At 42.9% G+C, this 19,538-nt stretch carries 17 protein-coding genes and 1 riboswitch; of the genes, 6 read left to right on the top strand and 11 right to left on the bottom strand.

The window, feature by feature from the left end; all coding sequences use genetic code 11:
• Positions 1-63: 63 nt before the first annotated feature.
• The 7 genes from LZF95_RS16815 to rfbC all read right to left on the bottom strand — a co-directional run bounded on the left by LZF95_RS16815 (position 64) and on the right by rfbC (position 6,403).
• The gene (locus LZF95_RS16815; protein ID WP_233756187.1) at positions 64-801 is read right to left on the bottom strand and encodes a shikimate dehydrogenase; all 738 of its coding nucleotides are present in this window, start codon (positions 799-801) and stop codon (positions 64-66) included.
• Positions 798-1,733: a DUF368 domain-containing protein gene (locus LZF95_RS16810; RefSeq protein ID WP_233756186.1), complete on the bottom strand. Its 936-nt coding sequence runs from the start codon at positions 1,731-1,733 to the stop codon at positions 798-800. Before LZF95_RS16810 ends, LZF95_RS16815 begins: the two co-directional genes overlap by 4 nt.
• Before the next feature lie 58 nt (positions 1,734-1,791).
• Entirely contained in the window at positions 1,792-2,562 is a 771-nt protein-coding gene (locus LZF95_RS16805) for a phosphosulfolactate synthase (protein ID WP_233756185.1), read from the bottom strand.
• Positions 2,563-2,578: 16 nt separating this feature from the next.
• Positions 2,579-3,994: a lipopolysaccharide assembly protein LapB gene (locus tag LZF95_RS16800; RefSeq protein WP_233756184.1), complete on the bottom strand. Its 1,416-nt coding sequence runs from the start codon at positions 3,992-3,994 to the stop codon at positions 2,579-2,581.
• Between the two features lie 143 nt (positions 3,995-4,137).
• Positions 4,138-5,091, bottom strand: coding sequence for an NAD-dependent epimerase/dehydratase family protein (locus tag LZF95_RS16795; protein ID WP_233756183.1), 954 nt, complete (start codon positions 5,089-5,091; stop codon positions 4,138-4,140).
• 14 nt (positions 5,092-5,105) lie between these two features.
• Positions 5,106-5,852: a tyrosine-protein phosphatase gene (locus LZF95_RS16790; protein WP_233756182.1), complete on the bottom strand. Its 747-nt coding sequence runs from the start codon at positions 5,850-5,852 to the stop codon at positions 5,106-5,108.
• On the bottom strand, positions 5,852-6,403 hold the full coding sequence (gene rfbC / locus LZF95_RS16785) for a dTDP-4-dehydrorhamnose 3,5-epimerase (RefSeq protein ID WP_233756181.1): 552 nt from the start codon (positions 6,401-6,403) through the stop codon (positions 5,852-5,854). Before rfbC ends, LZF95_RS16790 begins: the two co-directional genes overlap by 1 nt.
• 202 nt (positions 6,404-6,605) lie before the next feature.
• Between rfbC and hflX the strand changes: the two genes are divergently transcribed.
• Entirely contained in the window at positions 6,606-7,856 is a 1,251-nt protein-coding gene (gene hflX / locus LZF95_RS16780) for a GTPase HflX (RefSeq protein WP_233756180.1), read from the top strand.
• Positions 7,857-8,132: 276 nt separating this feature from the next.
• Positions 8,133-9,800: a PQQ-dependent sugar dehydrogenase gene (locus tag LZF95_RS16775; RefSeq protein WP_233756179.1), complete on the top strand. Its 1,668-nt coding sequence runs from the start codon at positions 8,133-8,135 to the stop codon at positions 9,798-9,800.
• Positions 9,801-9,910: 110 nt separating this feature from the next.
• Here LZF95_RS16775 and LZF95_RS16770 read toward each other — a convergent pair whose 3' ends face one another.
• Complete coding sequence (locus LZF95_RS16770) at positions 9,911-11,506, bottom strand: M1 family metallopeptidase (protein WP_233756178.1); 1,596 nt, start codon at positions 11,504-11,506, stop codon at positions 9,911-9,913.
• Positions 11,507-11,675: 169 nt separating this feature from the next.
• On the opposite strand from LZF95_RS16770, the gene LZF95_RS16765 reads away from it, so the two are divergent.
• Both LZF95_RS16765 and LZF95_RS16760 read left to right on the top strand, forming a co-directional pair.
• On the top strand, positions 11,676-12,038 hold the full coding sequence (locus LZF95_RS16765; RefSeq protein WP_233756177.1) for a n-acetylglutamate synthase: 363 nt from the start codon (positions 11,676-11,678) through the stop codon (positions 12,036-12,038).
• A gap of 42 nt (positions 12,039-12,080) precedes the next feature.
• Positions 12,081-12,299: a hypothetical protein gene (locus tag LZF95_RS16760; RefSeq protein WP_192347594.1), complete on the top strand. Its 219-nt coding sequence runs from the start codon at positions 12,081-12,083 to the stop codon at positions 12,297-12,299.
• A 148-nt stretch (positions 12,300-12,447) separates the two neighbouring features.
• On the opposite strand, the gene metE is transcribed toward LZF95_RS16760, so the two are convergent.
• A complete protein-coding gene (gene metE, locus LZF95_RS16755) occupies positions 12,448-14,775 on the bottom strand; it encodes a 5-methyltetrahydropteroyltriglutamate--homocysteine S-methyltransferase (protein ID WP_233756176.1) in 2,328 nt (775 codons plus the stop codon).
• A gap of 205 nt (positions 14,776-14,980) precedes the next feature.
• A riboswitch (cobalamin riboswitch) is annotated at positions 14,981-15,179 on the bottom strand.
• Positions 15,180-15,546: 367 nt separating this feature from the next.
• A complete protein-coding gene (locus tag LZF95_RS16750; protein ID WP_233756175.1) occupies positions 15,547-16,923 on the bottom strand; it encodes a tRNA/rRNA cytosine-C5-methylase in 1,377 nt (458 codons plus the stop codon).
• A gap of 159 nt (positions 16,924-17,082) precedes the next feature.
• Here LZF95_RS16750 and LZF95_RS16745 point away from each other — a divergent pair, with 159 nt between their 5' ends.
• On the top strand, positions 17,083-17,445 hold the full coding sequence (locus LZF95_RS16745; RefSeq protein ID WP_233756174.1) for a DUF1304 domain-containing protein: 363 nt from the start codon (positions 17,083-17,085) through the stop codon (positions 17,443-17,445).
• A gap of 106 nt (positions 17,446-17,551) precedes the next feature.
• The gene (locus tag LZF95_RS16740; protein ID WP_233756173.1) at positions 17,552-17,929 is read left to right on the top strand and encodes a GxxExxY protein; all 378 of its coding nucleotides are present in this window, start codon (positions 17,552-17,554) and stop codon (positions 17,927-17,929) included.
• 83 nt (positions 17,930-18,012) lie between these two features.
• Here the strand turns inward: LZF95_RS16740 and LZF95_RS16735 are convergent, their stop codons facing one another.
• Positions 18,013-19,536, bottom strand: coding sequence for a magnesium chelatase (locus LZF95_RS16735; protein ID WP_233756172.1), 1,524 nt, complete (start codon positions 19,534-19,536; stop codon positions 18,013-18,015).
• Between the last annotated feature and the right edge of the window lie 2 nt (positions 19,537-19,538).

Here is a 19,538-nt window from a genome sequence, read left to right as displayed (position 1 = left end):
TATGTATTTGGTTAACTCAAGAATTTAGGCTGCTTCGGTATTCCGTCATCTGCCTTACTGCTTTTATGAATTCCAGATATCCCAGGAAGCTTCAGCTTGAAGAACAAGCATTTCATGGCCGTTTTTTGCTTTCCCACCGGCATCCAAGCAGGCTTTCATCAAGGGGGTCTCCGAAGGATTATACACCAGATCATATACATAATGCCCTGAGGTAAACTGTCCCTGCGGTATAGCTGGTATCCCCTCCACATTCGGATACGTCCCTAGAGGAGTAGTATTGATGATCAGTTTGTGGGTATCCATGATCGATGGATCAGCAGCTAAATCCGCATACGTGATCTGATCTTCGTCTTCAGATCGGGAAACATTCAAGAATTCAATATCCAAATCATACAAGGCCTGCTTGATAGCCTTGGAAGCCCCGCCGGTTCCTAATATTAAAGCTTTGGTCTTGATATCTCCAAGCCAAGGGGAAAGTGAATTCTTGAAGCCTATATAATCCGTGTTATATCCTGTTCGTACTCCATCTTTAATGTGTATGCAATTAACCGCCCCTATTTCTTCACATGTCTCCTCTAAGTCATCCATCAATGCGATCACATCTTCCTTATGGGGAATAGTGACGTTGATGCCTTCTATTTCCGGATTTTCTTCCAGGATTTCTTCCAGCTCCTGGGCATTGGGGATATCATACAGTTCATAAGAACATCCTTCGATTCCCTCTTTTTCAAATTTCTCAGTAAAATACTTTTTAGAGAAAGAGTGTGAAAGCGGGTGACCTATCAATCCAAATTTTCTCATGTTTTTTTCAAATATGCCGCAAAGCGATCTATGCCATACACCAAAATAATCCCTACTAAAAAGGCTGCCAAAGCTAGCATAATCTGAGGTTCCAAACCTGTTTGCTGCATATATTCCCCCGGGAAAAGATTTTCTGTCAGAAAGGGTTTTTCCTCACCGCTGGAGGACGTGCGATAAGCAGTGATTGTTTTCCATGGCCAAAGCTTATTAATAGACCCAAGCATAAAGCCTGACAATAAACCGATGGTGATGGAATAAAACCGCTTCAGCAACCATGAAATAACCCTGCTGAAAGATAGAAGGCCTACGACACAGCCTAGTGCAAATACTGCCAAAGTAAGAAAATCCCGTTCTGAGACAGCCTGCAACACCGACTCATATTTTCCTAAAATCAAAAGGATAAAACTACCGCTTATCCCCGGCAAAATCATGGCACAGATCGCAATAGCTCCAGCCACAAAAGTAAACCAAAGTGTGTCCGGACTGCTGGTAGGTGGCAACTCAGTGATGTAATAGGCCGCTATAGTGCCTAGGAGCAGTGCCACTGCCACGCCAAAACTCCATTTCTTTATGTCTTTCAGAATCAGAAAAGCAGAAATCAATATCAACCCGCAGAAAAAAGACCATAAGGGAATGGGCTGCTCTGCCATCAGGTAAGTAATCAACTTGGAAAGGGAAAAGATGCTCGTCATAATTCCCAAAAACAAACTGAGCAAAAAAGCCCCGTTCACCGCCTGGAAAAAAGCCTTAAACTCAAACTTGAGCAAAAGTCCGAGGTTTTCCGCATTGAAGGAATTGATACTTTGAAGCAACCGCTCGTAGATCCCTGTGATCAGGGCAATCGATCCGCCTGATACTCCAGGAACGATGTCCGCAGCTCCCATCGCCATACCTTTGAGGTAAGTGAGTACGTGTTTTCTGATAAAATCCATGGCCAAAAACAAAGGCTGACCGGAAAAGTCCAATCAGCCTGTAGTAAGTTATGTTGTACTATAGTTTGATTTCGCCTAAAAAGTGATCAAAAGTATCACCTCTTAATCCCAGTCTGATGGTTTCCAAAGGAATTATTTCAGAAGGACTGATATTCCCCAGATTCACATTTGCTCCGATCAGCTTGATAAACCACACTTGCTGAGATTTGATAGGTGCCTCCCAGATAATCCGCTCTTCCGGAATCTGAGTGAGGATTTCCTCTACCAGCCCCTGTCTTACTTCCCCGGAATCTCTGAAAAGCCCGACATTCCCCCCCTCTCTGGCTTCACCGATGACTTTCCAAGCACCTGCGTCCAGTTCTGTCTGCATCTGCTCGATCCACTTATAGGGCGGAATTATTTTGGCAGCATCTTTCGAACCTACTTCAGACAGCACAGTAACTTGCTTAGCCAGCGTAGAGATATATTCACACTTTTTGTCATGGTTAAGAGAAATAGATCCATCCGAAACTTCCGCAAAAGAAAGATCATATTTATCCAAGACTTTTCTATAATCTTCAAACTGGCCCCGAACAATAAAAGCTTCGAAAAGGGTACCACCTAGGTAAACAGGAATTCCTGCCTCCTTATAGATTGCTAGCTTTTTATTGAGGTCTTTGGTGACATAAGAAGTAGCCCAGCCTAACTTTACTATATCTACAAAATCGGAACAGCTATCAACAAAATCTTCTGTGGCACGAAGGCTTAGGCCTTTGTCCATGGCCATGGTAAATCCTTTGGTTCGTGGCTTTTCAGTCCGAACAGGGATATTATTCAGCACATAATTCATTAGCGAGGTTTTAATGTTAAGACTCGAGATTTTCCTCTCGGAATTGGGCAATAATCTTGTACAAGGCCTTTTGCTGCTTAAGCTCTGGCATCATATCATACAGGACGGTATGCTTTTCAAAGTTCAAAGTTAACCCAATTTCCAAAAATGAAAACGCCTCCTTGTAATTGCCCATTTTGATCAGGTACACTACCAGACGATAATATAGCCCGGCCTCTTCCGGAAGCTCCTCGATTCCCTCGCGAGTCACGTCGATTGCTTCTTCGAATCGGTTCTGGTTAAAATATATAAGTGCCAGATTTACATAGGCTTCTACTATTCCCGGCTCTAAATTGATTACTTCTTCGTAAGCTTCAGAGCTGGCCTGCATATTGCCAAGGTGAAATTCCGCATCGGCGAGTCCTATCCAATAATTATAATTTTCCTTTGTGAGATTCAATGCTTTTTTAAAATAATGGATGGCCTCGAAGTACTTTTCCTTCTTCAGCATACACATTCCTAAGCCAAACCAAGCGTCATCATACTCTTCATCGAATTTGGCTGCCTTTTTAAAATACTTGAAAGCCTCTTCCATTTTATCCAGCTTTTCATAAGCTGAACCCATATAGCAGCAGTTCTCGGCATTGGCACCTTCACAGTTTATGGTGTTTTGATAGGCTTCCAAAGCAAGTTCATATTGCTCCGTATTCATCAGCGCATTGCCTAGATTAAAATAAGCTGAAGCGAATGTATCGTCAATCAAAATGGCATAGTCATACGCTTTGATTGCTTCTTCAAATCTCCCTAAACGGTTATAGACGACCCCCAAATTATACCATGCGCCCGCACTGTATGGATCTTGATCGATAAACTCCTGATAGAAATCCAGGATTTCATCGAAAGAACCCTCTTCCTCAGTGATCATCGCCAACTGAAAAAGCGCATCTTCATGATTGATACGGTTTTTAACGGCTTCCTTGAAATAGTAACTTGCCCTTTCATTGTTGTCCTGAACACGATATAGGTTTCCCAAGGAATAAAACACCTCTGCTTTATCCTCTGCTAGAGGAAGAAAATTTTCAAGAAGTGTGATCCCATCCTTTGGCGTTCCTGCTAGGATATAGGCATTGGCCAAAGCCAAAATTATTTCTTCATTGTTAGGGGAAATATTGTTGATGTTTTCCAATATGTCCAAACCCTCTTCCATCTCATCATTAAAGATCAGGCACTGTGCTTTCAAGAGCTTAATTTCCACGGAAAACGGAAATCTCTCTAAAGAGAACTCAGAAGCACGCAGAGCTTTCAAGAACTTCTGCTGATCAAAATAAAATCGGATAATATCCTCCAATTCCTCTTCTTCAAAATATAGGTCCAGATTGGATTGCAGGGAATTTTCAAATCGCTCTACCAGCTTTTTTTCATTTTCCCAATCATGCTCGTGATCTCCGGTCATTAGGATGTCTTATGGTTTATTTAAGTTACCAAATAAATTGGTCTCTCAAATCTCGATTTGTTAATTTTTTTTATGCACTTGATGGGATAAATCATTATTCCCAACTGTGGTTTTTTAAGAAACGATCCAGATCAAGAATAAGTTTATTTGGACCAGTTTAAGGTTTCTTCCAGATCATAATAAAGGCTCCCCAGCAAAGCATTGACTTTCGTATTGTCAAAAAAGGCTTTTTGCTGGGCTATCAACGCTGTTTTTCTGCTTAGAGGGCTTTTACTAAGGCCTATCTTTCTGAGAACCCCGTTGAAAAAAACCGCCAAATCAATCATAAATGCATTCACTGGCTTAGAGGGGGCTCTTTTCCCATAAGCAGTAGCCAACTTGGCGAAAAAATCCTTGTAGGAGATTTTTTCTTTGTTCAGGATAAAACGCTCCCCCCAAACCTCCAAATCAACTAATTCACGGACTTGCCGCGCGGCATCCCGCACATCGATGTAATTGAGGTCTCCTTTTGGATAATAAGAGTGTTCTTCCAAAACGTAATGGTAGATATCGGTAGAACTACGGCCGTCACTGATCTTCCCAAGGAGGATGGAAGGGTTCACCACTATCAAATCCAATCCTTCCTGCTCTCCACGCCATGCTTCCAGTTCGGCAAGATACTTTGAAATCCCATAGTCCGTATTGAGAGGAGATTCTACCCATTTAAAGTCCTCATTGATCACCTGCTGCTCAGGGCTCCGCCCTATCGCGGATACTGAGCTGATATGCACCAGTTTCTTCACCCCGGTATTCAGCATAGCATTCACCAGGTTTGCCGTTCCTGCCACATTCACCAGATGCAAGGATTCCCCGTCCCTAGCGTCAAAAGAAACTTTTCCAGCTGCATTCACGACCAAGTCCATCCCTTCCAGGGCGGCTTCCAACGATTCTATATCCGAAAGATCTCCTTCGTGCCAGTGAACAGGGGAGTCGATACCCTCAAGTAGCCTCAGTGATGAGCTGGCTCTCCGGAAACCGTGGATCTCACCCTTTGCGGAAAATTCCTTAGCCAAGTAGCTCCCGAATAATCCCGTAATACCTGTAATTAGTATTTTCATTGACTTAGGCCCGCTCAAAGCGTGGTGTTAAGCAGATCCAAACTCTTGATTTTGGTGTATAGTTTTGATTTTGGCAAAGTCTCCATCATATCCAAATAGCGCACATTATGACAGTCAGTCCCGAAAAATCTGACTAACCCTTTCTCCACCAGCATATCGCCAAAGTCTTTTACCGGCTTGGAATAAAAGCCCGTGAGGGAAAGCAAGTTAACTTGAAAAAGAATCTTCCTGTCCGTCAGATCCTGAAGCAATTCTTTATCGCCAATGAGATATTGATAACGCTCCGGATGAGCAAGGATGGGCTTGTATCCGGCCATTTCCAATTGGAAAATAATCTCCAAAAGCATTTGTGGCTTATTGATAAAACCGGTTTCCACCAGAATATAATTATCACCAAAGGTCAGTACTTCCTCACCATTTTTGATTTTCTCCAGAAAAATCTCATCCATGTAATATTCCGCAGCAGCTTCTATTTCTATGGAGATCCCCTCATTTTTGACGGCTCTCCGAAGATCTTCAAGCCCCATCCGGATAATCTCGGGCGTGTTGCGGTAATACTCGGACATGATATGGGGAGTGGTGATGATCTTTCGCAAGCCATAATCTGACATGCGCTTAATCAAATGCAAGGATTCTTCCATGCTCTTAGACCCATCGTCTATACCGGGAATCAAATGGGAATGCATATCCACCTCAAGCCAATCCAGCCCAAAGTCTTCATAGACCTCCGGCTTTTTTTTAAATAAATCTAAAAACCCCATTATAATCCTCCCTCGCTTAATTTAAATTCCTCCAAAGTAGGCCAGACGGCATCTTTCTCAGAAATAATCGGCTCTTGTACCTGCCATTCTATTCCTAAGGCAGCATCATTCCAGAGAATCCCCCCTTCGCTTTCTTTATTATAATAGTTAGAGCACTTATAAGCAAAGATAGCATCCTCTAAAACCGAAAAACCATGTGCAAACCCCGGAGGCACATAGAGTAGATTGTTTATGCTGGCATCAAGGGTCGTAGAAAATGTTTGTCCGAAAGTCGAAGAGTCTTTTCTCAAATCGACAATCACATCCAATACTTTCCCTTGAATCACCCTGACCAGTTTAGCCTGGGCAAATTCCCCACGCTGAAAGTGTAGTCCACGTACAGTCCCCTTCTGCGAAAAACTCTGATTATCCTGAACCCAATTATGTGCTATCCCCTCAGATTCCAACCAATCAGCACGATAGGATTCAAAGAAATAACCTCTTTGATCTTCAAAAATCCTGGGAAATATCTCTATCACACCCGCTAAGGTTGCTTTTTTTAATTGAGCCATCTAGGTATATATTGGTTCTGCAAATAAAAGGCAAAATAACCACCAGTAAGAAGACTATCCTAATCAATTCTAAGGAAATATGCCGAACTTTACAGAATCTTACCGGACAATTTGTAAAAACATTGCTACAAATTACCATTTCTAACGAAATGCGAAACTAAAGTTTCAACTTTTGCATTGTTTTGGTATAGCACACAACTTTATGAGTAAACATTCGCGCAAACTCCAAAAACTCCACGAAACCGCACCAAAAGAAGAAACAGCCATATTGGTAAGTGTGGTCCGTCAGCACCAGATGGATCAGCAAACGGAGGAATACTTAGATGAATTGGCTTTCCTTACGGAGACACTCGGCGCAAAGACTGTGTATCGATTTACCCAGAAAATGGAAAAGCCGGACATCAAAACCTTTGTGGGTTCCGGAAAACTTGAAGAAATCCAGGCATATATCAAGCATTTTGAAGTGGATATGGTCATCTTCGACGATGATCTGTCGCCTTCCCAGATGAGAAACCTGGAAAACGAACTCAAGGTGCAGATCTACGACAGATCTCTGCTCATTCTAGATATATTCCTGAAAAGGGCACAAACCGCCCAGGCCAAGACACAGGTGGAACTTGCCCGCTTCCAATATCTGCTTCCACGCCTGACCAATCTATGGACCCACCTTGAGCGACAGCGAGGTGGCACCACTACCCGTGGTGGGGCCGGGGAAAAAGAAATAGAGACAGATAAGCGTGATATCCGAAACCGGATCACTCTTCTCAAAGAGAAACTTCGTGAAATCGAAAAACAAGGTGAAACCCAGCGAAAAGGAAGAAAAGGAATAGTAAGGGTAGCGGTGGTAGGCTACACCAATGTAGGTAAGAGTACTTTGATGAATCTCATTACCAAAACCAATATTCTGGCCGAAAACAAACTTTTCGCCACGGTGGATTCCACGGTCAGAAAGGTCGTTTTTGACAATGTTCCATTCTTGCTATCAGATACGGTCGGATTTATCAGGAAACTCCCAACTCACCTGATAGCCGCATTCAAATCTACCTTGGACGAGATCAGAGAGGCAGACCTATTGGTACATGTGGTAGATATCTCCCATCCGAATTTTGAGGATCACATCGCCGTGGTAACCCAAACGCTTTCAGAAATCGATGCTGGAAACAAGCCTATACTGCTGGTATTTAATAAAATAGATCTGGTGGAAACTATGCCTAGCGAGGAGGAAAGCATGAAAATGACCGAATTGGAATTGGAAGAAGCCGATTTTGTGGACTTTGCTTCACTGGCAGATGCTTATGAGAAGAAAACCGGAATCCCCCCCGTATTTATGGCTGCGGCAAATGGGGAGAATGTAGAGGGATTTCGCCAGTCTCTGATTACCGAAGTGAAAAAACAGCACCGTAAAATATATCCGCACTATTTGGAGGATGAAACCTTTAGTATTGAGAAATAACATGTTGTATTGGCTATTGGGATCTACCGATAGCCAACTTTTTTTGGGATGTATTCTATAACTTCCTACGGGTGGTAGAGGCTTTCAGCTATTCTGGGCAAAGTATAGTAGGAGCTATAGAAGCTGAAAGTGGGACAGGGTAGGAATTGCTTTCATAATTAGCTTCAAAACTTTCCTGTTGGCCTAATCAAGATGGACAAAAGACAACACAGGACAGATGTTTTGGATAAAAAATTTTATTTGGAGCGATCCATAAAAACCTACATCTTAGCGCCAATGAAAAAACTGATAATCTTATTTTTTACAACTTCACTGACCATTGTTTCCTGCACTCAGAAAAAAGACTTTGGAAGTGACATAAGCACCCAAACAGAACAGATTGAGGCAGGTAAAACGCTCTTTCAAAATAATTGCAGTACCTGCCATAGTTTTGATCATGACGGAATCGGCCCGAATTTGAGTGGTCTTACCCATACGGTAGAATCATCTTGGATAAGAGGATTTATTAAAGATCCATCTGCAATTATTGAAGCCGGGGATCCTAGAGCAGTAATGCTTTTCGAAAAGTACAAAGTGTATATGCCCCCCTTTCCCGACTTGAAGGAAATGGAGCTGGATGCTATCTTAGCTTACCTAAATACATTCAAACACCTCCCGGATACTTTACCACTCAGGGGAATCAAAAATCCAATTCCCGACACAATCCCCGACTCAGGAATAAGGATAGAACTGGAATTGTACAGCCAGCTGCCAGCTTCCGATGCGTCCCATCCCTTGGCCAAAATGACCAAAATGGAAACTACCCCAGCTTCAGACCGTCTATTTATTAACGATCAACGTATCGGCCTCTATGAACTTATTGATAAAAAACCAAGGTTATATTTGCCCATCAAAGAGCTAAAGCCTGAGCTGGTAAGCAGTCCAGGATGGGCTACCGGTATGGCCAGCTTCACTTTTCACCCGGAGTTCAGTGAGAATGGAAAATTATACACAGCACATACCGAACCAGGCCACACCCAAAAAGCGGATTATAGCTATCCGGACAGCATCCGGCATTTTATGCAATGGATATTGACGGAGTGGAAAGCTGCAGACCCCAATGCCAATACATTCGAAGGTGAAAATCGGGAAATTTTAAGGGTGGATATTCCGTCCCAAGCTCATGGCATGCAAGAAATCACCTTTAATCCGCATGCCAAAAAAGGTGATGAAGACTATGGTCTTCTATATATCGGCTTCGGGGACGGAGGCTTAACGGAACAAGGATTCGCACATCTATCTGATAATAAAGGCAGCGACATTTATAGCAGCATTCTGCGAATCGATCCTTCAGGAAATGATAGCCCAAATGGCAACTACGGAATACCGGCCTCCAATCCATTTGCTGGAATGGAGGGCAAGGCAGGTGAAGTTTACGCTTATGGTTTCCGCAATCCCAATAGGGTTTTCTGGGATCCAAAGGGCAACATGTATGCTACCGATATCGGTCAGCATACTATCGAAGAACTAAACAAAATAGAAAAGGGTAAATTCTACGGCTGGCCGATCAGAGAGGGACGGTTTATTATCAATCCTTATGGCAAGTTCAATGAAATCTTCGAGCTCAAGGAAAATGATGAAAGCTTTGGAGTCACCTATCCTCATATCCAATTGGATCACGACGAGCTGGCCGCAATTATTGCCGGCTATGTGATGCCCGATGGACCGCTTCAGGGAATGTTTGTTTTTGGAGACATTCTTTCTGGCAGACTATTTTTCACCGATCTTGATGATGTGCCCAATGTAGGCATAAAAAGCTGGGGAGTGATTTTTGAAGGCAAAGAAATCAGCCTCCTGGAGCTCTGCGGAGGTCAGCGGGTCGATCTCAAATTTGGCCAAGATGCTGAAGGAAACGTGTATATAATGAGCAAAACAGAAGGGAAAATATACAAAATGAAGGGTTAGCTTTATTTCAAAACAGAGCAAATAAAATAGGGAATGCAGTCACGTGCATTCCCTATTTTATCTCAAGAGATGTATTTAACACTCTATACCGGGCCAAGAACCATGGGATTTTAATTGCCCGAAATATTCAGGGTACCCACATAGTAGTTTTCATCTACCTTCACCTGTACGTTCTTCTGGGGTACATCCATGGATTTCCAATCCTCTGTAGGGCTTAGGTCAAATTCCATATCCCCCACGAAAATCCTGATCGGCATATTGAAGCCATACACTACATTTTCCCAACGGTAATTTAGCTTGCCATCTACAAGATTATAGCTGAAAATCGGTATTCTGATATCTCTCAGATACTGATCAAAGACAGGAGTCAGGTTGATTCCGGCATTCTGACTGATGTAGTTTTCGATCTGACGCGTAGAGACAGTTTTATGATAAAACTCCTCATTCAACCCTCTGAGAATTCCCCTCCACTTCTCATCGTTATTGACGATTTGGCGAAGGGTATGAAGCATATTCGCACCTTTGTAATACATATCGCCGGAGCCTTCGGAATTAACATTATACGTACCGATGATGGGGATATCATTTTTGATCGCCATTCTGGTACCGAGCACATATGCTTTGCTGGCCTCCGTGCCATAAAAGTAATCCAGAAACAAATTTTCTGAATAAGCCGTGAAGCTCTCGTGGATCCACATGTCCGCAACATCACGGTAAGTGATATTGTTCGCAAACCACTCATGGCCAGACTCGTGAATGATGATAAAATCAAACTTTAATCCCCATCCCGTCCCGCTTAAATCACGTCCGAGGTATCCGTTCATGTATCCGTTGCCATAAGTCACAGAACTCTGATGCTCCATGCCTAGATAGGGTGCTTCCACTAATTTATAACTGTCTTCATAGAATGGATAGGGACCAAACCAATGCTCAAATGCCTCCATCAATCTAGGAGCGTCCTGAAACTGCTTCTTTGCCTTTTTCAGGTTTTCACGGAGCACGTAGTAGTCCATGTCCAGCTCACCTTTTTCTCCTGCATATTTCTCGCCGAAATGCACGTAATCGCCTACGTTGATATTTACTCCGTAGTTGTTGATAGGATTTTTAACTTCCCAATGATAAGTTTTTGTCTTGGCGGCCTTGTCATGATCAGTTCCAATGAGACGACCATTGGAGACATCCATCAGATTTTCCGGTACAGTGACACTCATCAAGATCCCCTGATCCGGCTCATCGTAGCCATGATCCTTATTTGGCCACCAGATGCTCGCACCGATTCCCTGATTGGCATTAGCGATGAAAGGCAACCCATTGCTGTCTTTTTGCCAAGTGAGGCCACCATCCCAAGGAGGACGGACTGCTTCCACAGGCTTACCTGAAAAAGTCAATACGACTTCTTTTTCTTCTCCCACATTCTGCGCTGCTTTCAATGTGATAAAATGCGCATTACCATCGTGTTCAATATCCAATTCTACACCATCTTGTTCAGCTTTAGTCAGCTGCATGGGCGGCTGAAGATCTATCTGCATTTGATGGGGAGCTTCAAGCACTTTGTATCTTACTGTGTTTTTACCTGAAAGGGACTTTGTTTCAGGATCTACTTTTACCTCCAGATGATAGTGCTGCAAATCCCACCAAGCTCGCTCGGGAGTAATAGTGCCACGCAGGGTGTCCTGCCTGGTAAACTCTTCCCCGTGAGGGAACATTTGGGCTTGGACACCAAAGCAAAATAAAAGACAAAAACTAACAAGAATGGATCTCATGGGGAAGTTGAAATTTGGGATTTGATACCACAAGATACGGGGATGGATTAATTGAAAACCCATAATTTTCCACGAAAGGGCTTAATTTTGATCAAAAATATAACCTCAACCTATGCAAAAGCCAGAGGACTCTATGCTGATCAATTATAACAACCGTTCCTTCCGTGCGCTCCAAAACTCCGCAAATGGAGAAACATCCGCAGAGACTATTTTTCGTTATAGGCAGGAAGGTAACATTCTGACTGCGGAATATGCCGGCGGAAAAATCCTAAAGGGTCATCTGATCGGTTTGGTGGACGAGTCCGGAAACATCAACATGAGCTATCATCAGGTGAACAACAAAGGCGAATTGATGACGGGAATTTGCCATTCTAAGCCTGAAATCTTGGAAAACGGGAAAATCCGCCTCCACGAAACCTGGGAATGGACTTCGGGTGACCGATCAAAAGGAGAAAGTGTAATTGAGGAGATTTGATTGGTAAAAGCCTTAAATTAGAGAGACAAAAATCAGCAGATTATGAAAAAGGAAAAATTAAGATCAGATATATATTCCATGATAGCAGATGTGGAGAGCGAAGAATGGCTTGAAGAAATCAAACTATTTTTGGCCAATCGAGCAGACTATGAGGCAAGATTAAATTCTACTGCACAGGTAAGCGAGGAGGATATAAAATATGGTAGAGTAATGGATATTGAGGAAATAAAGAGAAGAATGTCCAAGAAACTAAATAAATGAGAATCCATTTTACAGAGGAAGCTTGGAATTCACTAGATAAAACAAGTCCCTCAATGATTAACCTGCGTTCTCTCTGCGTAAACTTCCGTGCTCACTGCGGTTAGAAAAAATCGCCCAGCGGAATCCTACTCCGCCAGGCAACTTATTTTTAGCTCACAGGCTCAGCCACTGCTTCACGCAGTTTCTTCGCAGCGGACACCATTTCGATCAGCGCTTTTCTGGTTTCTTCCCAATGGCGGGTTTTCAAGCCACAATCCGGATTCACCCATAGATTGGCTGCCGGGATTACTGCCTTCGCTTTCTCCATCAATGCGATCATTTCGGATTTAGACGGCACCCTTGGTGAGTGAATATCATATACTCCCGGGCCGATTTCATTTGGATAATTAAATTCTGCAAAAGCATCCAGCAACTCCATCTGGGATCTGGAGCATTCTATCGTAATCACATCCGCATCCATGTCAGCGATATTCTGAATGATATCATTGAACTCCGAATAACACATGTGTGTATGGATCTGCGTCTCATCTTTAACACCACTGGCGGAAATCCTAAATGCACGCACTGCCCATCCCAGATACGTCTGCCAGTCAGCTTTTCGAAGTGGAAGACCTTCCCTGATTGCAGGCTCATCGATCTGGATTACACCTATTCCAGCCTTCTCCAGATCCACTACTTCGTCACGGATAGCCAAAGCAATCTGAGTACACGTTTGAGACCTAGGCTGATCATTACGCACAAAACTCCACTGCAAGATCGTCACCGGACCAGTTAGCATTCCTTTTACAGGCTTCTCGGTAAGTGACTGCGAGAAAGCTGACCAGCGCACCGTCATTGGCTCAGGTCTGTACACATCTCCATAAATAATCGGCGGCTTCACACATCTGCTGCCGTAGCTCTGCACCCAACCGAACTTGGTAAAAGCAAATCCCGCCAATTGCTCACCGAAATACTCAACCATATCATTTCTCTCAAACTCCCCGTGCACGAGCACATCCATACCGATTTCTTCCTGCCACAGGATAGAATCTTTGGTCTCATCTTCCAGTAGCTTTTCGTAGGCTTCTTTGGTCAAATCGCCTTTCTTAAATCTAGCTCTCCAGGATCTTACTTCGGTAGTCTGCGGAAAAGAGCCAATTGTCGTAGTGGGAAAAAGTGGGAGGTTTAATGCTGCTTTTTGTTTCGTTTGGCGAATTGAAAACACACTTTTGCGCTGATCATCAGTTTTTACAATAGCTTTTACCCGATCTTTGACCTGTGGGTTGTGTATAAGTGTTGAGGATTTTCTGCTGGCGATTGCTAACACATTTTGCGAAAATTCTTCCAAAACCTCTAACTCCTTATTGTTTTCCGCAAGTTTTTTCAAGGCCACTACCTCCGCGATTTTCTGCTTCGCAAAAGCCAGCCATTGCTTTACTTCAGCCGGGAGAGTTGCTTCATTTGTCTCCAAATCCAGATCGCAGGGAGAATGAATCAATGAACAAGAAGGTGCTATCCAAATACGGGCCGCACCTATTTTGTGAACAGCTTTCTCAATTAGAGAAAGGGATTTCTGAAAGTCATTCTTCCAGATATTTCTGCCATCTACTACCCCCAAAGACAAGTTGACGTTGGCTTTCAATTTCCCCGAATCCAAAATATCATCCAATTGGGACGGGCAGCGTACCAAATCCAAGTGAAGGGTATGAACAGGAAGAGAAAGTGCTATTTCGAGATTTTCCCCGAAGCAGTCGAAATAATTGGCAAGGATAATTTTGAGCGATGGAAAAGCTTTTTTGATTTCTCCATACACATAAGAATAAGCATTCTGCTCCTTTTCAGTCAGATCCATTGCTAAAAACGGCTCATCAAACTGCACGTACTCTACGTGTAGTTGATCGAGTTTTTTCAGAATTTCAAAGTACACAGGAAGCAGGTTCTTGATCAAGTCGATCCTGTCAAAACCAGCTTCTTTCTCCTTGCCCAAAAGCAAATAGGATACTGGCCCTATCAACACAGGCTTAGTCACAATCCCCAACTGTTTTGCTTCGACGAATTCCTTAATGGCCTTGGTCGAAAATAGCTTGAATTCCTGATTCTTGGTGAATTCCGGTACGATATAATGATAATTGGTATCAAACCATTTGGTCATTTCCATGGCGGTGATGTCCAGACCATTTTGCTGATATCCCCGGGCCATCGCAAAGTATAAGTCCAGTTCGTTTCCACCTTTCTGCAAAATCACCTCATGATAGCGCTCCGGAATGGCTCCGACCATCAAAGACATGTCCAAGACTTGGTCATATAATGAGAAATCATTAGAGGGAATCAAGTCGATTCCTGCTTCTTTTTGAAGTGTCCAGTTTTCCTTTCTGATGCTTTCCCCAACAGAAAGAAGCTCAGAAAATCCAATTTTGCCTGACCAATACTGCTCACAGGCTTTTTTAAGTTCTCGGTGGCTACCAATTCGCGGATAGCCAAGATTATGCGTTTGCATTTCTTTTAACTTTTAATGATGAATAATTAGTTAAAAGCTCTTTGGCTTGATTTCCCGTGCTGCGAATTGGGACAAAAAGTAAAGTGTAACACGCACATAGCAGGTAACGTCTGAGCCGCTGGACACAGATGCATACCACTAAGAAAAACGTATCAAACTTGACTATAAGCCTCAATTCGCGGAAGCAACGTCAATCCTGCCTGACGGCAGGCAGGTCGGAATAGGCAGGTCTCCTGACTTGTAACGACTTTCATCGTCCTTCCCATCTCCGTGGTGGTGAAGACAGTGGACATGCGAGGATGAAGGTCTTTGGTGTGTTACTTACAGTTGCGCGACAGTTCGTGATTTTCACACGATTCCCTATTAATCTACAGCTAAGTAAAACCTCTTCCGAATGATAAAGAAATAAAGTTAAGAACTATTTCAGCGGTGAAAGTAGTGAATTTTATTGAATGAAATTTATATTTTGTAATTATCCGCAATGATGCCAGTAACCCTATTCTCTTTGCTTTACTGGACGGAAGAACGATACTTTGACTTAGCTCAGTACAAGTGACGGGTGACCGAAGTGGCCTTGACGCTGGTGTTTTCCGAATCCTATATTGCTTTAGTCTCTTTACCGGCAGAAAAGCAACAATATGGCAATTGCATTTAGTTAGTTTGGGGTTCAGTGTTAGATGCCCGATACCTTCCCATTCCAAAAATTAAGATTTATCCGACATTTTGAAAAGTCTTGATACTTGATACCAACTACTAGCTACTCGATTAAAATCACATTCTGATTCTCCACTCCTTTGGGTAATAGTTATTCACACGGTTTCCGAGATTTTTTATCCAACCAAGCGGTAGATTTTTGTAGGTTATCAATACCCAGCCGCTCGGCAAATCACCAACTTCGAAGTCATTTTTTCTAAGGAATTCAATTGCTTCTCTTTCCGAAAGTTCATGTGTCGGAAAATTGTTTTTAGGCAAAACTGAGACGGCCCATTCATGAGTTGGAATCCAATCATTCTTTTGCTTTTTGCCCAGCTCCACGCCAAAATATTTTAAACTCAAATGCTGTGAAGCCTTCTGAAAATGCAGATTCCAGTCTTTTGAAATCCTGAAATAGGAATCATTCAACGTATAGTATTTTCCGATCCCATCAAATCCCATTTCTTCATCCAGATCGGATGATTCTCTATCCCAGACTTCCTTCAAATAAGGATGTCTGAAGTCTTTCACACGCTTTGGCTCTTGGATATATGCTTCAGCTGATCTCCTAAAAACAGTGATAAAAAAGCCCTCTCCTTCCACCAAATGAGGAAAAAAACGATAGCCATAAAAAGTTTTCCCATCAGATTCTACGGACGTTTCCCTTATGTTCCAGCTTGTATCAATTGGGATCCTGACAGGTTCATAGGAAAACTCTTCCGTCAAAAACCGTATCATATCCTCATTTTCCCGCTCATTGAATGTGCAAGTGCTGTACACCAAGTACCCATCCGCCTTCACCAAGACCCCTGCCTGATCCATAATCCGCTTTTGTCGTGCGGAGCACAGCTGTACATTGTCAATCGACCATTCCTCTCGAGCCTGCGGATCCTTGCGAAACATTCCCTCACCTGAGCAAGGGGCATCCACCAAAACCAAATCGAAAAAACCTTCCAAAGCTTCAAAATGTTCTGGATCATTATTGGTTACCACGGTATTTCCCAATCCCCATTTGATGATATTTTCCTTCAAAATCTGAGCTCGGGGCTGGATGACCTCATTGGCAATCAGCATTCCTTCATTTCCCAGATATGAAGAAAGTAAAGTAGATTTGCCGCCGGGAGCAGCCGCCAAATCCAGGTAAATTCCCCTGGGAATACTCAAGGAATGAAGGATATGCTCGATAAAAACCGAGGATGCTTCCTGCACATAATATGCTCCTGCATGAATTGCCGGATCAAGTGTAAACGAGGGTCGCTCATCAAGAAAAAAACCGGTTGAAGACCAAGGGATGGACGTATTTTCCCAAGAAAGCGAAAAATTTTTGGCAGAATTTAATCTGATTGAGGTACGGGAAGGGCTATTGATTGCGATTTTAAATTGCTCAAATTCGGCTTTACCGAGTAATCCGAGCATCTGAGACTCGAAGTCGATAGGAAGATTGGTTTCTGGCATGAGACAAAGATAGCGATCAACCTGCAGTGATCAGTCCCAGTAATAGATTAAACCTACCGTATTAATTGGGATTTGAGCTTATCTGATTTATCCAAAATTCTGGGTGCTGAGACTGTACACTGAGTACTAATGCTTATCTTATTCAGAAAATCTGACATTATGGAACTCCTTGCTGATATCCTGATTGCTGCGATTGCAGCTCTCCATCTTTATTTTCTCTACTTCGAAATGTTTGCATGGGAAACTATCGGCAGAAGGACGTTCAAACAACTACCTGCTGAATTATTTCCCAAAACCAAGGGTTTGGCCGCAAACCAGGGACTATACAATGGGTTCTTGGTTGCCGGATTGGTCTGGTCTCTCTTGATTTCAGATCCGGTCTGGACTGATTATGTTGCTATTTTCTTTCTGGGTTGTGTACTAGCCGCCGGCATCTTTGGTGCCTTGACGGCAAGTAAAAAAATCTTCTGGGTTCAGGGATTCCCGGCGCTGATTGCGTTGATTTTGGTGCATTTGAAGTGATTTACCGCAGAGGCGCGGAGAACGCAAGAGAGAGGGCTAAGAGATTTTTCCAAAATATCTTAACTTCATAACTCTTTATTTATAAAAGTTTTATATTTTTTTTATCATGATCGAAAATGAAATTTCTTCCAAAATTATAGGTGCTGCAATTGAGGTTCATAAACAACTTGGCCCCGGTTTATTGGAAAGCAGCTACGAAAAATGCTTAGCTTTTGAATTGTCCCAGATCGGCTTAACTATTCAAACTCAAGTTCCGGTTCCTGTTTTGTATAAAGGAATTAAGCTCGATGTATGCTATAGACTTGACATTCTAGTTGAGGAAAAAGTTATTATAGAAGTCAAGACCGTCTCTGAAATGGCAGCTATTCACAAAGCTCAATTGCTGACATATTTAAAGCTCATGGGAATTAAACTTGGATTACTGATCAACTTCAATTCCATCAAATTGATCGATGGAGTAAAAAGGGTTGCCAATAACTTGTAAAAAGATCCAGTTTCCCTAACACAAAAGGCGCAAAGTCGTAGTAATTAAACTCTGCGCCCTCTGCGCCTCCGCGGTGATCAACCCTATAAATCATCCTCCTCAAAATCATTCTCATCACCCGCTCCCATATCAAACATGGAACTGAACAAATCCTTAAACTGTAACCCTGTGTCCAATACTTTTTTGCTGAGCTGGGAGAATTCAGCCAAGCCATGCAACGCAAATTCCATAAAGAATTCTTTCTCTTTTTCAGGTATGTTTTTCACGAGTTGCGTCACTACTTCTTCCAATCCCGGGACGGAATGAAGTGCGGATTTGTAGTCCTTGTCTCCTTGCGAAGCAATGATATCGAGTGCGTTACCCTCACCAAACCAAGCCAAAGGCAACACGTAGGGATTCCCTTGTTTTTCCTTTTTCTTCTGCTCAGGCGAAGGGAAATAATTGACAAACTGTGTCCTTATAGCTTTTCCAATTAAATTGTACGCAACCAACCCTGCGCCTTCCTGTTCGCCTTCATAGACCAGCTCCACTTTGCCTGTGATGGCAGGAATAACCCCGATCAAATCAGCAATCCGTACAATAGTATTGCTCTCGCCATTCATGTACATTCTTCGCTCAGCCGCTGAGATCAAATTCTCATATGCAGAGATTGTCAATCTAGCAGAAACCCCACTTTTCTCATCCACATATTCAGATCCTCTGGCTTCGATTGCAATCTGCTCGATCAAGTCCTTCATAAGCTCAGGCACGTAGATATTATCCACAGGCTTACCTTTCAGATTTGCTTCCTGTTCAGTGATTCTTCTTCCTATCTCGATTGATTTAGGGTAATGCGTGATGATCTGGCTTTCAATTCTATCTTTCAGCGGTGTAACAATACTTCCCCGGTTGGTATAATCTTCAGGATTTGCAGTAAAGACAAACTGAATATCCAATGGCAATCTTAATTTGAACCCACGGATCTGAATGTCACCTTCCTGTAAAATATTGAATAATGCCACCTGGATTCTAGCCTGTAAATCCGGCAATTCATTGATCACGAAAATGGATCGATGAGACCTCGGCACGAGACCATAATGAATTACGCGCTCATCGTTATAACTCAGTTTCATGGTAGCGGCTTTGATCGGATCCACATCTCCTATCAGATCGGCCACAGAAACATCCGGTGTGGCCAATTTCTCAGTGTAGCGTTCATTTCTATGCCACCAGATAATGGGTGTAACATCTCCCTTCTCCTCAATTTTCTCTTTGGCATAAGTGCTTAAGGGTGCCAGTGGATCATCATTCAGCTCTGAACCAAAAACCACCGGAACGTACTCATCCAACAATTGAGTCATCATTCGGGCAATCCTGGTTTTTGCCTGACCGCGGAGTCCGAGCAGATTGATGTTGTGTCGGGAAAGAATAGCCCGCTCTATATCAGGAATCACAGTGTCCTCATATCCCCAGATTCCCTCAAATACATTTTCCTTGCGCTTGATCTTTAGGATCAAATTGTCACGAAGTTCTTCTTTGATGGATTTGGGCTGGTATCCGGCGGCTTTGAGTTGACCGAGTGTTTTTATCTGGATGAGTTCTTTTGGTGTCAGTTTTTGGTAGTCCATAG

The sequence above is a fragment of the Algoriphagus sp. AGSA1 genome, from assembly GCF_021390545.1.
Taxonomy (GTDB): domain Bacteria; phylum Bacteroidota; class Bacteroidia; order Cytophagales; family Cyclobacteriaceae; genus Algoriphagus.
The sequence above is the reverse complement of the archived record's forward strand: the minus strand, read 5'-3'. Positions and strand labels throughout refer to the sequence as shown.

Excerpts from the sequence above, each read along its gene's own strand:
- LZF95_RS16815 (WP_233756187.1), bottom strand. The coding sequence starts at position 801 with ATGAGAAAATTTGGATTGATAGGTCACCCGCTTTCACACTCTTTCTCT.
- LZF95_RS16810 (WP_233756186.1), bottom strand. The coding sequence starts at position 1,733 with ATGGATTTTATCAGAAAACACGTACTCACTTACCTCAAAGGTATGGCG.
- LZF95_RS16805 (WP_233756185.1), bottom strand. The coding sequence starts at position 2,562 with ATGAATTATGTGCTGAATAATATCCCTGTTCGGACTGAAAAGCCACGA.
- LZF95_RS16800 (WP_233756184.1), bottom strand. The coding sequence starts at position 3,994 with ATGACCGGAGATCACGAGCATGATTGGGAAAATGAAAAAAAGCTGGTA.
- LZF95_RS16795 (WP_233756183.1), bottom strand. The coding sequence starts at position 5,091 with ATGAAAATACTAATTACAGGTATTACGGGATTATTCGGGAGCTACTTG.
- LZF95_RS16790 (WP_233756182.1), bottom strand. The coding sequence starts at position 5,852 with ATGGGGTTTTTAGATTTATTTAAAAAAAAGCCGGAGGTCTATGAAGAC.
- rfbC (WP_233756181.1), bottom strand. The coding sequence starts at position 6,403 with ATGGCTCAATTAAAAAAAGCAACCTTAGCGGGTGTGATAGAGATATTT.
- hflX (WP_233756180.1), top strand. The coding sequence starts at position 6,606 with ATGAGTAAACATTCGCGCAAACTCCAAAAACTCCACGAAACCGCACCA.
- LZF95_RS16775 (WP_233756179.1), top strand. The coding sequence starts at position 8,133 with ATGAAAAAACTGATAATCTTATTTTTTACAACTTCACTGACCATTGTT.
- LZF95_RS16770 (WP_233756178.1), bottom strand. The coding sequence starts at position 11,506 with ATGTTCCCTCACGGGGAAGAGTTTACCAGGCAGGACACCCTGCGTGGC.
- LZF95_RS16765 (WP_233756177.1), top strand. The coding sequence starts at position 11,676 with ATGCAAAAGCCAGAGGACTCTATGCTGATCAATTATAACAACCGTTCC.
- LZF95_RS16760 (WP_192347594.1), top strand. The coding sequence starts at position 12,081 with ATGAAAAAGGAAAAATTAAGATCAGATATATATTCCATGATAGCAGAT.
- metE (WP_233756176.1), bottom strand. The coding sequence starts at position 14,775 with ATGCAAACGCATAATCTTGGCTATCCGCGAATTGGTAGCCACCGAGAA.
- LZF95_RS16750 (WP_233756175.1), bottom strand. The coding sequence starts at position 16,923 with ATGCCAGAAACCAATCTTCCTATCGACTTCGAGTCTCAGATGCTCGGA.
- LZF95_RS16745 (WP_233756174.1), top strand. The coding sequence starts at position 17,083 with ATGGAACTCCTTGCTGATATCCTGATTGCTGCGATTGCAGCTCTCCAT.
- LZF95_RS16740 (WP_233756173.1), top strand. The coding sequence starts at position 17,552 with ATGATCGAAAATGAAATTTCTTCCAAAATTATAGGTGCTGCAATTGAG.
- LZF95_RS16735 (WP_233756172.1), bottom strand. The coding sequence starts at position 19,536 with ATGGACTACCAAAAACTGACACCAAAAGAACTCATCCAGATAAAAACA.